The sequence below is a fragment of the Paenibacillus sp. WG02 genome (genome assembly GCF_055396115.1).
Genome location: NZ_AP036016.1, coordinates 5335900 through 5349801 on the forward strand (window position 1 = coordinate 5335900; position 13902 = coordinate 5349801).

At 43.2% G+C, this 13902-nt stretch carries 9 protein-coding genes, 1 riboswitch and 1 other annotated feature; of the genes, 1 reads left to right on the top strand and 8 read right to left on the bottom strand.

Annotation, left to right across the window (positions count from 1 at the left end):
- Nucleotides 1-105 precede the first annotated feature (105 nt).
- From ACBP55_RS24515 to ACBP55_RS24550, 8 genes are all read right to left on the bottom strand, one after another.
- Nucleotides 106-1992 (bottom strand): arginine--tRNA ligase, encoded by a 1887-nt coding sequence (locus ACBP55_RS24515; protein ID WP_464645515.1) that lies wholly within the window; start codon nucleotides 1990-1992, stop codon nucleotides 106-108.
- A gap of 79 nt (nucleotides 1993-2071) precedes the next feature.
- Nucleotides 2072-2292, bottom strand: a binding site (T-box leader).
- A gap of 48 nt (nucleotides 2293-2340) precedes the next feature.
- Complete coding sequence (locus ACBP55_RS24520) at nucleotides 2341-3207, bottom strand: EamA family transporter (protein ID WP_464645516.1); 867 nt, start codon at nucleotides 3205-3207, stop codon at nucleotides 2341-2343.
- 57 nt (nucleotides 3208-3264) lie between these two features.
- The gene (locus ACBP55_RS24525; RefSeq protein WP_464645517.1) at nucleotides 3265-5076 is read right to left on the bottom strand and encodes a GDYXXLXY domain-containing protein; all 1812 of its coding nucleotides are present in this window, start codon (nucleotides 5074-5076) and stop codon (nucleotides 3265-3267) included.
- Nucleotides 5003-5503, bottom strand: coding sequence for a DUF2157 domain-containing protein (locus tag ACBP55_RS24530; RefSeq protein WP_464645518.1), 501 nt, complete (start codon nucleotides 5501-5503; stop codon nucleotides 5003-5005). The genes ACBP55_RS24525 and ACBP55_RS24530 overlap by 74 nt, the downstream gene beginning before the upstream one ends.
- Nucleotides 5504-5761: 258 nt before the next feature.
- The gene (locus ACBP55_RS24535; protein WP_464645519.1) at nucleotides 5762-7498 is read right to left on the bottom strand and encodes a methyl-accepting chemotaxis protein; all 1737 of its coding nucleotides are present in this window, start codon (nucleotides 7496-7498) and stop codon (nucleotides 5762-5764) included.
- A gap of 6 nt (nucleotides 7499-7504) precedes the next feature.
- Complete coding sequence (locus ACBP55_RS24540; protein ID WP_464645520.1) at nucleotides 7505-9175, bottom strand: pyridoxal phosphate-dependent decarboxylase family protein; 1671 nt, start codon at nucleotides 9173-9175, stop codon at nucleotides 7505-7507.
- Nucleotides 9176-9269: 94 nt separating this feature from the next.
- Nucleotides 9270-9355: riboswitch (cyclic di-GMP riboswitch) on the bottom strand.
- A 348-nt stretch (nucleotides 9356-9703) separates the two neighbouring features.
- Complete coding sequence (locus tag ACBP55_RS24545) at nucleotides 9704-11506, bottom strand: ABC transporter ATP-binding protein (protein ID WP_464645521.1); 1803 nt, start codon at nucleotides 11504-11506, stop codon at nucleotides 9704-9706.
- Nucleotides 11490-13244, bottom strand: a complete 1755-nt coding sequence (locus ACBP55_RS24550) for an ABC transporter ATP-binding protein (RefSeq protein WP_464645522.1) — start codon at nucleotides 13242-13244, stop codon at nucleotides 11490-11492. Before ACBP55_RS24550 ends, ACBP55_RS24545 begins: the two co-directional genes overlap by 17 nt.
- Nucleotides 13245-13428: 184 nt before the next feature.
- Here ACBP55_RS24550 and ACBP55_RS24555 point away from each other — a divergent pair, with 184 nt between their 5' ends.
- A complete protein-coding gene (locus tag ACBP55_RS24555) occupies nucleotides 13429-13635 on the top strand; it encodes a YrzA family protein (protein ID WP_047673864.1) in 207 nt (68 codons plus the stop codon).
- Nucleotides 13636-13902 lie beyond the last annotated feature (267 nt).

Sequence of the window (13902 nt, forward strand, 5' to 3'; positions counted from 1 at the left end):
TATTCTTATTGTACCGCATTTGATCAAGATCAGAAAGCTTATGTTGCATTTTTAAGGACGAATGCGAACAACCCCGACTTCCGAAGCATGAGATCGGTTTTCCGGTTACAACCGTTTGGGCGTCGGCATACCCAGCACTTCCAGTACTTGATGCATGGTGTCTTTATACGTTTGCGTAATCCAAAGGCGATGGGCGATGCTTTCTTCACTGCCTTTTAAGACCGGACAAACGCTGTAAAAATGGTTAAAAAGCGAAGCTAGCTCGAAAGCAAAATGGCAAAGTACGTTCGGAGCCAATTGCTTAGTGGCAGTTTCCAGTGTTTCTGGCCAGTAGGCGACGTGCCTCAGAAGGAGGTATTCCTGATCTTCCAAAAGAGTCCCATCGAACTTTGCCTCTATCCTTGGATGACGAGTATTTTTCTTTGCTTTGTCCAAAATACTGTTTGCTCTTGAGTACGCATAAAGCAAGTAAACGCCCGTGTTCCCTGTTATTTCTGTCGCATGCTCCAAATCAAAAACAACTTCCGTTTGCAGCTGATATTTCAGCAAATAATAACGGATCGCAGCCGCGGCTATCGCTCTGCTGGAGATCCCCGCTTTTCTTGAGCGTTTTGCGTCAATGACTCTCTCCATGTGATCAAGTAGGTCAGCGACTTTAATCCCAATCCCTTGACGCCCAGACATCGCATAAGAGCTTTTGCCATCCGAAATATCAATACCCAGGCCTGAAGCAGTATCTGGACTCAAGGAAACTACCCCGTAGCTCACGTGCTTAAGCTGACTCGCCTGCTGTTCATAACCCAGCACTTCAAGAGCTAGCTTAACCATCTCCTGAGGGTATTGTTGACGATAATCAATGACATTAATGACGATATCCGCTTGCCCGATCGATTTCTTCCTCCCTTGGGAAGCGGTAGACCATAGTCCATCCTCCCATTTTTTATATACAAAATCATTCGGCAGCACTCCGAATTTCCATAAATGATAGGCAATATCCTTCGCTGTGTACGTTAAAATACCATTGGAACGAACGAGCACTTTATCCCCTTGATAATCCGTGCTTTCCCCAGCTGTAACAGCCCCTTCTTCTAGATTCTTCAGCACCCAGCAGCCTGCCAATTTCCCATCCGTCACCTTATGAAACATATCTGTTTGGCTCAGCAGCTCGAAGGTTGAATCCCAGAATCCCGCTCTTACAATGCTACTTTCCCAAACCAGCACATCGTAGTGAATGCCGAATTGCTTCATTTCTTCCAACTGCTCGCGTACAATCCTTTCCGCCACCAATGCCCCCATCCAAGCAAGATTGGAATGCCCGCTCTCTAGCGCATGAAGTACTGTTAAACGCTGCTCAACAAGCTCCGGCTCCACTTTGTAAGCTTGATTCACCTTCGCGTAGGTCTCCCAACAAAAGTCGCCAAATCGATGAAAAATCTCTTCTGATTGTGTATGCAGAATGCCCACCACTGTATCCGCCAGTTGATTCCCCAGATCATCTATATAGTTATGCACTTCTACCTGATACCCAGCTTGCGACAGCATGCGAGATAAGGAATCACCAATACAGGAATTTCTCAAATGGCCAACATGAGCAGCTTTATTAGGGTTGATTGACGTATGCTCGATCAAAATTTTTGTTTTGTTTCTTTCGTCAACAAGCCCTTTTGCAGCTCCATAATGACCAGATGACCAGGTGTCCCAATTTATATAAAAGTTCAGAAATCCCGGCGGCACCGCAGCCACTTTAGCGAATAAGCCTTGAACAGAGCCGCTTTTTTCTATGCGTTGCTGAAGCTCCTGCGCGATTTGCAAAGGAGCCTTACGAATTATTTTTGCTAGTAGCATAGCCACATTCGTACTGTAATCACCATGCTCTGCGTGAGCTGGGTGCTCTGTCAAGATCTTCAAAGTCGCAGGCTGTTCTATTCCGCACTCTTGAAATAAAACACCTACATGATATTCGATTTCATTTGTTAGAAGCTGCTGAATCATGGAATATTCCTCCTAAATGGATGATGCAAAGCTAAGCATGTTAGTTATGGGAAAACGCAAAAAAGCCCCCGTCTCTACAATAAGAGACGAGAGCTGTTCATTCCCGCGGTACCACTCTAAGTGTTAAACCACAGGTTTAACCACTCCAACGATAACGGCTTATGCCGGATCTCCCTACGTTGAACTTTCGGAAGACCATTTCCCAGGCCCGCTTCACTCTTGACATTCGTACCGGTTCCCACCTGCTCCGGCTCGCTGCGACTGTCCGACAAGAATTACTGTCCTGTTCACCAATGTTTCTTATGAAATTACGAATTTACTGAATATTACAGCAATAATAATGTATTGTCAAGATGCAACTAATTTCATCATCATAATGCCAATGAACGCTAAAGCTAGGCCGGATTGTTCCATTATTGAGAATTTGTCCCTCAAAACAAAACGTGTATACAATAAGACGATCAATACATTTAGTGCAACGACTGCAGAAACTAACCCCGTTTTCCCTAGAGCGAACGCATGAATAATGAAGATCATACCAATGACATTGGTAATCCCGACGACCATCCCAAACAGGAACGTTCTTCGTTCTGTCCAACTGGCTGGCGCAGCTTCCTTGCCTTTATCCTTTGCCCTGTCCTTCAACCACCATAATCCAAAACAGCATGTCCCTGTTGCAAACATAAAAAATAGTGTTGGAAACAATGGCGCAGAAACGATGGTTGTCCATTTGCTAGATAAATCATTCCCGGCAAAAAGAAACAAAGCAAGCACTCCCCATCCGGCTCCTTGCAGATTCTTTAAGGTGATATCATTCGAGTAACGAACGAATAAGATGCCTACTACAATCACAAGGAAGGCAAAGAACTGCCATAAATTGAGCCGCTCATCCCAAAGCAGAAATGCGACGAAGACCACAACAACCGACGGTAAACCGGTGAGGATGGCTACTAACGAGGCTTTACCTACCGCAAAGCCTTTGAACATACTGGCATTGGCTCCAAAGGAGAACAATCCCATTTGAACACCAATCAGAGCAGACACTGTCCACTGCTGCTGAGAAATAAGGGCGCATCCGATACTGACGAGCGCCCCCATAAAAAATGTGCCGCAGAGCAGCACATTCCGATTCAACGATTGCTGGCTGGTCCAATGATATAGAATGCCTCGCAGCCCGAAGCTGGCAGCCGCAAGTACTGAAAATATGAGCCACATGAGAACAGATACCCCTTTCTTTTAAGCAAAGATCGGGTTATTTTACCACATTAATCTTTATTGAACAATACTTGGTTGTAACAATAAGCGCACAAGAATCGCATCGCCGCCAGCAGAAACTTTCACTTCCGCAAATTTGGCATCACGTTCATATTCACGACCTGTTCCTTCCGGAATGAAATAAGTCTCAATCCCGTATTCAATGCCCTCATAGCCGATTTTGTTTCCATTCAAGCGAACCTCTCCAGGAGCAAGAGCTTCCCCTTTTGTATACACGCGGCGATATTCATAAACACCTGTCGCCATGTTCGGAGCAAGAACGACTGTAATTTTCCCCTTAGAATCTAGAACATGATTGTTATCTTCAAATAATGGAGGCTCAGCTATCTTATAGCGTAACCGCACATAATCACCCTGAATAAGAGAACGTGGATCAATCGGTTCAAGCTGCAGCTTAATTAGCTGTCCATGAGCGAGCAGCCACTCACTTTTACCAATTTGTAAGGACATAGCCATAACTTGCAGCAGAACTAGCAGAGCAATAATCCAGCGGTTCATTGCGTAATTTGAGTGAACCTCATTTGGTTCAATCGCTTCCAAACGATGTCTTTTTTCATACCAAACCGTAAATGCAAGTATCAAAATCCCGATGACAGCGAAGCTAATCGATTTGTGCAGAAGCTTCCAGGCCAGATCGTAATATTTGTATACCAGGAAAGCAATCCAAAAGCCCATTGACCAAGCATAAATCCATCTGATATGCAATTGTTTACTTATGACCAAAGCGAGAACAACGACGATAAAGTACAGCACATTGACTATATAATACCAAGCTGAATCCGCCATAAAGGTTAGGATAAATAAAGTTAGCAGAAGAGAAGGAAAACTGCTGTAAAGAATAGGCTGTCTGACTCCAACATTTGCTATGACCTGACAACTGACAAATATAACGAATAGTAAGCCACTAAGTATGCTAAGAACAATAATACCGCTATCGGTCCAATTGAAAAGTACGAAAGAAGCAATAATGACAGCCGCGAGAAAAAAGAATATACGATGTACCAACCCAGCCATATAGATGAAAGCAGCAACCGTAAGCACTAGGAAAACCAATAGAATAGGAACATTCTCCTTAAAAACAGCCGCTCCTGCGCCAAGGAGCAATCCACTAATTAGAATTGTGTAACGCACTAAGGGATTTAGTTTTTTGGCTATGATCATCGCTATAACAGTTACAATACCAAAGCCAATTAGTACATTCTCCGGTTTATTAAATCCTAGTACAACAGTAACAATCCCAATGATCGTCAAGCTGCCCAGAAGCGAACCAATTATGATGACCGAAACCGTGAGGACACGAACGACCCATTTCGTAAAATCTCCATCCGGCTTCACTTGATCCGAAGCTTCTAGATCTGAGCTATTTTCCGATTCCAACTGCTTGGAGGAAGGATTCCAAGAGCGAATAAAGTTCATGAACTTCACATTCGCAAAGATGAACACGATAATAAACAACAAGCTGGCAATGAAAAAGAACTCGTTATAATGCTGGATAATAAGCTCGATATATTTGACTGTCACCGTAATCGATACCCACAGTCCGGCAAATAAAAGATAAGCTTTGTTCCTTGTCTTGTGAGTATAGTAAACAGCTGCCGCTAGTACGAGGATGAGAGGCAAATTCATAAACACACCGTACTTCTCGTACACTTGCGAATTGGAAGTCACAATTAAAACGGCTATCCCAACTTGAAAAGAAATCCATTTGAGAAATGGCGAGTACAACCGGCCCCTCTCAGTCAAAACATACAAAATGCCATTCGCAATGGCGATTCCGAGCCCAGATGACAATTTGGATGACTTCCGCATCTGAACTCACTCCCCAACGCCCAAAGAAATAAATCCCATAAGCGAGATGACCTAACATGTAGGCTAGTATATAATATGGCTGCCACCTGGTTAATAGGGCAAGTAAAAATGCCGGAATGAACCATACGGCGAACAAGCTGTAATTGTCAGCATGAGAATTGTAGGTTTGACCAATGAGTCCAACACCTATACCGAAGGAAATACAACTCGCAAATAGGCTGAGTTTACTTAGAAACTGCCTGCCATTTTGACGAGAAAGCCATACAGATAAGCCGTAAAAACCCATGATAAGCACAAAGACAGGAATGAATTTCTCCCAGCGGTTTAATTTCTCCCAATTCGTAGCAAAAAAATATGCAATGGCGGTTAGTAGAGCACTAGCTCCCAATACATAGCCTAGTTGAATCGTAACAAATTTGGATTTCATGATGATATTCCTCCTCTCGCTTACTTCTAATTGTACTAGAAATATACAGCTTGAGAAGTACTATCTATTCCTAGTACCAGATCATTAGCCTAGGGTGGATTCCGCTTTTATGACACAAGGATAAACGACTCCGTCGTCCCACCGGGACGAGCGCGTTTGTCAAGGTAGATGCGAAGCAAAAGTATAAAACTTATACTTTCTTATCTACTGAAAAAAGCCAGCACTAGGCTGGCACGTAATCAAATGATGCGATTATCGTCAATCTGTAATCTTAAAATTTTGAACAGAACTTTGCAGGACAACAGCCATATCTGATAATTGGCGAATCGCTGAAGTAATTTCCTGAATGGAAGCACTTTGCTCTTGAGCAGCCGCCGCCACCTCCTCGTAGCCTGCCGATTGTTCCTCGGTAATGCCAGAGATTTTCTGCATAGCGTTAGAAATAATCTCAAAGGATCTTTCCGCTCTCTCTAAAGTCTCGATCAAGCGGTCAGTCCGATTAGTGAAAATGGAAATACCGTTAAAAATAACTTTAAAATTTTCATATGTATCGTTAATCCAGCTTTGACCTTGTTCGACTGCTTGATTTCCTTGAACAATGCTCTCCATGACAAGAAGGCTGTCATTTTGGGTACTGGAAACGAGCTCGGTGATAGAGCTTGCGGCTTTCGTCGATTGCTCAGCCAGCTTCTTCACCTCGCCAGCTACAACGGCAAAGCCTTTCCCTTGCTCGCCAACCCGTGCCGCTTCAATCGAAGCATTCAGAGCCAGCAGGTTCGTCTGCTGTGCAATTTCGGTAATGATATGGATAATTTCTCCAATTTCCTTCGAGCGGTTTCCTAGCTGCTGCGCCGCTTCTTGAGAATGCTTCATCTCTTTCTGAATCACATTCATCTGATGTAATGTCTTCTCAACGAGCTGCTGGCCGTCAGCAGATTGCGCACCTACTTTATGGGCCATTTCCTGCATCTCTTTGACTTCTGATGTTACTTCTGATAATTCTGTATTGATCTCTACGATGGATGAAGTACTCTCTGTAATCGAAGAAACAACTTCAGCAACGCCCTCGTTCATGCTGTTCATGGAAACGGCTACTTGCCCAGCACTTGAGCTGGATTCGTCCGCTGACTGATACAATTGCGCGCTGGTATTAGTAATGAGGTTGGAGGAAGAAAATATTTGGCGGATCAGGGAATCTAAATTCTGACGCATCTCATTAAAAGCATTTGCTAATTTACCAATCTCATCTACTCGCTGGATAGAGACTTGTGCAGACAAATCTCCGGCAGCAACCTTCTCAGTTACACGCATCAATTGAATGACCGGTCGCGTCACACTTCGGCTTATGAAATAGCCAATCAGGCCGCCTAGTACGATAACGATTAAGGTAATCGTTAAGGTTGTCCATAACAATTCTTGCTGCGTCTTGGGAACGACCGAGGCGTCCAAATCAATGCCGACAATTCCGACATTTTCGCCTTTACCATTTTTGAGGGGAACAAAGACAGATTTATGTATACCAAATTCATCCTTGTAAATCTCACTGATCGTTAGTTTATTTTCTTTGATCGCGTTGTTCATTTCAGGTGTAAAGGGATACTCGGAGCCATAATCTTCATCAACGCCGGTTAAAATGACGATTTGATCTTTATTTTGAACTTTCTGCAGGACATAAACATTCTCAAGAGAGTCTTGCTTTTTAAATTGCTCAAACTGCTGTTTAATTTTGGTATAGGCCGGTTTATCCTTGCCAGTAATTTCATCAGCATGTTCGGGAATAGAGGTCAAATATTTCGAAACATTTTCAATGTTTGTCGTTAATCTTTGAACGAATTGATCTTCAAGCTTCGTTGTTAAACTTTTGCTGGTCAAATAGCCGGAGACGGAGAAAGCTGCGCATACAAATAGCAACAGCAACAAGATACTGCTCGTCATTTTTACCGCGATTTGTCCTCTGAACCAGTTTAAAATTTTTGTTGGAGCATGCTTTGCCACTTTCAATTACCTCCCGCTTAAAATCGATGTTTCGGAATATTTCTCGTAGACTTGCGCTACGGTTTCCTTCAAATATTGAACGATGTCATGCACATGTTTGGTCTCTGTATAAGGGGAGATGACAAAAATCTTTGTCGCGTACAGTGCAACAGAACTATCATCCTTCGTTTGAACAAGCAAATGCTTTTTGGTATCGCCAAAAAATATCCGGTCGCGATGATTCCCAAGTATTTCGAACAAACGCTCATTAAATTTATTATTTCGTTCAATTTCCTTAAGTGTGCATTTGCCCGAAACTTCTTCCTGAAAATGAGGACTGCCTTCTGGATATATTCGAAAAAGTGTTATTATGCCAGGGTTATCGCTATTAACGATCTCAGCTTGAGGAATTTCTTGGCGCAGCGCTTCCCTAAAAGCGAGATTAACCTCAACGAACTGGGCTAGTAATTGCTGATACCCTTGAATGCCGAATGCAAGCAAAGCGCTGTATATGCTAATGGAGCTAGCCATGCGCGAGCACTCCAACGTATATCCGGTATGATACTGCCCGTATCCCCGATGTCCGACATAAGGGGTTTCATCTGGATGCAAATCCATGAGTCTTAAATCGGCGGCATCCTTGACCAGGAATAGGCTTGTCACGTAAGGGGTTTGACCCAGCTTTTGAAAATCGAAGCAGAGCGAGTCCGCCAAATGCAAATGCTTCATTTTGCTTTGAATAGAGATTAAAGCCTGAGTGACATCTTTCTTAAATTCGAGTGGATTAGCAGTGAAATCATAGTCATTAAAGAAAGCAAAGAATCCACCTAAAGCTGAGTCTGCATGAATATGAGGTCTAAGCAAACCATGATGAACTGCTGCCTTGTCTGACACGGCATAAATTTGTTCCAAATCGTCAATCCCCATAGCATCCGTCGTACCTGTTGTAGCTACAATGTAAATCGGGATTCCGCCTCTTGCAATCACTTCTTCCATTTTAAATCGGAGATCATTCACATCCATGGAACTATCTGCATTCGTGCGAACTCTGATCAATCTATCGCTTCCTATGCCCGATGCCTCCATTGATTTAAACAAGCTGTAGTGAGCGGCATCGGAACAAAATGCATACAAGTTGTCGGGAACACCTTTTTGCAAGGCGTCCGGAACGAATTTAGATATTGCTATCCGAAGTCCTGAGAAGACAGCTCCTTGTCCGCCCCACGTCGTATACCCGCCGCTTTTCAACGCATCATAGCCTATTAATTTGGACATCATGCTGATTACCCTTACTTCTGCTTCAGCTCCGGCCGGGCCGTATACATCCCATAAATTGTTGCCATTAACCAAGAACGCCGCAATCATGCCCATAATTCCCGGGATGCTCGCCATCGGTAATATATTCGTCAAGAAATTTTTCGTATGATAAGGATGATCATGCAGCAATTTCAATAACTCGGTATTAACTTCCTCCATAGGGACACTGCCATTAGGGATGGAGCTATTTCGAATAAGGTTGTTATAGAAAGTTCCTGTTCGGTTTTTCTCGCCCTTGAGATTGACGCCATCCGGGTTTTTGAGATCATCGACTCCCGTTACTAATTGTTCAATGAGCCGTAAAACCATTTGACGCGTTTGTTGGTTTCCATCCTCACTGGGGAATAATTGCTGTACATTCGTTAGTCTTTTCTCTCTCATTCATTTCTCTCCTATCGATAGAATTGCTTGAAGAAAATGTTCACAAAAAAAAAGGAGAAACATAGGCATAAATGCCCTATTCCACCAATTGCTACAATGCAACTGGCTGACATATCCTTGTTGGATGTAGTCCCTCTAGCTTTGCGTCCCTATTTTTCAATAGGTTTGCCATTATAAAGTTGTAGGTGAAAAATCCCATCTTCGACATTAATCGACAGCAAAACTTTACAATTTTATACATTAGTATAGTATAGTAAATTAAATAAAACAACACAATTTTCCAATATTGTTTGTTAATTTATTATATTGTAACTAAATTGCTTTTTTAACATTTTCCAAGGCCCCTGGTAAAATAGGATCAATTGTCTCTCTTCGAGACATTTATACCCATCCATTTAAGCAATAAATGCTAGAATCTTGCAGTACCTTTCTGGGACTTTTATCACACAAATAAAAAAAAGCTTCGTCACGACTTCCTAACAAGGAGTCTGACAAAGCTTATTTTCAACTCTCAATTGCAGATTCATGCTATGAAATGGTTTGTGCAGCATCCATATTCCCCTGTGAATGCAGAAATAATTGCTCGTAATAGCCCCGAAGCGCAAGTAATTGAGCGTGGTTCCCTTCTTCAACAATCTTGCCCTGACTCATCACAATGATGCGGTTGGCATGCATAATAGTCGAGATGCGATGCGCGATGACAAGTGTCGTTCTTCCTTCGGCTACAACCTGCAGCGCGGATTGAATCAACTGCTCCGTTTGGGAATCCAAATTCGCTGTAGCTTCATCAAGAATCAGTACTTTCGGCTTGAATACGATAATTCGCGCGAACGAGATCAGCTGTCTCTCTCCTGCGGAAAGCCCGCTTCCTCTCTCGGAAATGCGTGTTTCATAACCATCCTTCATTCGTGAAACGAGATTGTCTGCCCCAACCATCCGGCATGCCTCAATCACTTCTTCACGTGCAATGGTTTTATCGAACATCCGAACATTGTCTAGTATGCTGCCAGCGTATAAGTACGGTTCTTGCTGCACAAGTCCAACCATTCGATGTAGATCAGCTTGCGGGATATCTCGAAGATCCGTGCCATCCATGCGGATACTTCCCTCCTGCACATCATAAAAGCGGCAAAGCAGACTAATCAGCGAGCTTTTCCCCGCGCCGGTCGTTCCAACTATGCCAATCATTTCGCCGGGCTCAATATGCAGCTCTAGATCCTCAATAACAGCTGTATCCTGCGAATAACCAAAATGTACATGATTGAAATGAATGTCCCCTTTAACGTCGTTGAGCGAAAGTGGCGGCACGCCTTCCTTATCCTTTACTTCCGGCTGAATGGAGAAGATATTCCAAATTCGATTGACAGATACAGTCGTAGATTGAAGAGTATTCCACTGCTGAGTAATGCTATTAATCGGTTGAAAAAACTGCCGGATATACGTAATAAAAGCGTACAATACACCGAATTCAATCGTTTTATCAAAAACGGCCATACCGCCAATCCAAGTAATAAAGGCTACCGATAAATTCCCCAAAATATCAAAAGAACGATTAAACAACACATTGGTGCGAACTTCTCTCAAATTAGCTCGAAAATACCCAAGATTCCGCTCCGTGAAGCGATTCATCTGTTCCTTCTCTTGATGAAAAGCCTGAATAAGATGCATCCCAGATAAATTCTCAGCGGCAAAAGCAACCATTTGAGACAGCTGCGTCCTTGAGAGCTGATAGGTTTTGCGCATATATCTGCGAAAGCTGACCGCTATGAGCACAATGATCGGGATCACGATCATGCTGTAGAGCGTTAGCTGCGGGTCTAGATGATACATCAGCACAATGATGAATACGAGTGTCATGCCGTCACGTACCAGACTTAGAAGAACCTGCGTAAAAAACTGATTCAGTGTCTCCGTGTCACTAGAAACATGTGTTATCAGGCTGCCGCTTGGCGTCCTGTCATAATAAGACATCGACTGCTTAAAGATGTGCTCGAACAAATCCTTGCGTATTTTGGCGACGATACTTTGCCCGGCAAACTGCAATAAATTGTTCTGCAGATAACTGAAGAATAAACTGCTGATAGATAAACCTGCATAGAACAAGCAAATGAGCAGCAGGGAGCGATAGTCATTTTTCCCAATCATCAAATTATCATCAATCGCGATCTTAACCAGATAAGGTTGAAACAGATCCGCTGCTATCCCCAGTATTGCGCAAAATAAAACAGCTGCAAAGGTGAACCTATGCGGTTTGGCATAAGCGGATAAAGAACGAAAGGAAGATCGCGTCTTCTGCCGCTCCTCATTACTTTTGTTACTCGGTTTGGGCATCGTCGCTGCCTCCCTCTTGTATTGCATGAAGCTCGGCGTACAAGCCTTCTTGCGCAATTAGCTCTTCGTGCGTGCCGCGCTGTACAATCCTGCCTTCATGCAGCACGATAATCTCATCTGTATGCTTCAGAGCGGAGATACGATGAGCGATCCAGATCGTCGTTTTGTTCAATCGCTCCTTGCGGATCGTATCAATAATGTGCCTCTCCGTCACAGAATCTACAGCGCTTACACTATCGTCTAGAATCATCAAAGGAGAATCCTTAATGATTCCTCTGGCTAAGCTTGTTCGTTGACGCTGCCCTCCCGATAAGGTGACACCGCGCTCTCCCAGCTTCGTCTCAAACTTTTCAGGAAATGACGTAATGCTGGAGAGGATTTGAGCTTTTTTGGCAGCTCGCTCGACCTGCTCTAAGGGTGATTCTCTTTTATAAAAGGCGATGTTATCCCGGATGGTCGTGCTAAACAAGAACCCCTCTTGCGGTACGTAAGCGATTTGATTACGCAGGCTTTCTAATGTCACATCGCGAATATCCGTATCCCCGATCCATACCGTCCCCTCCGGTGGGTCGTATATCCTAAGCATGAGCTTCACCAAGGTCGATTTGCCACTGCCTGTTTTCCCGATAATGCCAATGGATTTACCAGGTTCAATCGTTAATGTTATGTCATGAAGTACTTCATCTTCGTCATCTGGATAGGCAAAGGACAAATGTTCAATCCGAATTCCCTCGTGATCGAGGTCGGATATTTGCGCAAGCTCCTTTTGCACAATTTCGGATTTCAAATCGAGCAGCTCATTCATGCGTTCTAGCGAAGCTCGAGAGCGCTGCATAGCATTAATAACGCGGCCAATTTGCTGTAAAGGGTTTACCATCATCCGTATGTATAGCGTTAATTCAACGAAATTGCCAATCGTAATCCGCCCTTGAATAGTCAAATAGCCCCCAAAAGCAATCGCGATGATCAGCGATATTGCGCCCAGAAACGGAATAAGTGCTTCAAATAAGGAAGATAGCCGAACGAGCCTCAATTGGTTGTCGCGAATCCGATCTACCGTTTCACTAAACCTACGAACCATGATTGGCTCCACCGCGAATTTCTTGGCTACCCGTATGCCTCCGAATTGCTCCTCGGCCGACTCCGTCATTTTGCCTAATGCTTCTTGTACCTGTAAGGAATGCTTTTTAATAATAGGCTGAAATCGAACGGTTAGAACAGGAATAAGCAATAAGGGCAATATGCAGATAAGAATTAAATAGAGCGGGATCGAACTGAAAATCATCATTAGAATGACAGCCGTGATCAAAATCGCCGAGTTTACCACTTGGTTAATCCCCATGGATATCGATTCTCGAATGACAGTTACGTCATTCATTACATAACTCAGCAGCTTACCCACGCCGTTCTTTGAGTAAAATGTTGCGCCTAGCTGTGTGAAATGGTTAAACAAGCGGTTTCTTGAAACAAACTCGAAGCGTCTTCCGTTACGCATGATCATGTACTGACCGATGGCTGTCAAAATACCGAATGTAACGCCGATCGTCAGCAGATTCAGACTGTAGTCAATAATAAGAGTTTTGTTTAAACGTCCTTGCTGCAGCTGATCTGTAAACATGCCTAGCAGCTTCGGGTAATACGAATGAATAATGTTACCTAAAGAAATGGACAATGCGGCTACGACGTACAACGGCCATTTCTCTTTGAAGAAATCAAACAATAACCGTGTAGACTTCAAAACGACATCACTTCCTGTAACAAGTTTGCCTTGCAAATAAGGTATTCTAGATCCAGTGCAATATGCGGTCGTGTCTTCCACTACAGTATACGCCTATTCATACCTACTTCCTATATCAGATATTGACGTTATAATAAGAGAAGTTGTCTTAACTTTACAATTTAGCCTAGGGAGGAGTACCATAATGGACTTTATTTTGGATCGTATAGATAATAAAATCGAGTTTTTTCAAGCATATGATATGAAAACGCTGGAACGCCAAATCAACGAGCAAATCGATAACAACAAAGCTTTGCTGCTCGACGTGTTCGCGATTCAGCATCATATCGTGTTCGATCCGAATGCTGGTAAAATGCTGTACAGCGCAGTTGTGCATTTTAAGGTGAAATGAAATTAACATGCTTCATGCGTAAGTCTGAATTGGATTTGGTTTCCTTTCGACCTTGCTGAAGCCTCAGAAGCAAAGCAAGGTAGGACCAAATTACTGTAGTTTTTAACCATCTACTTGTTAGATGTTGTATTTTTTACAACATTAAGTAGACCAATCCACATTATTCCTAGCGATTGTTGTAAAAAATACAACATCTTCAGCCAAAAGTAGCTCTAAGACAGGAATGAAGGCAAAATTGTTGCACAAAATACAACATTTTCCGTATTT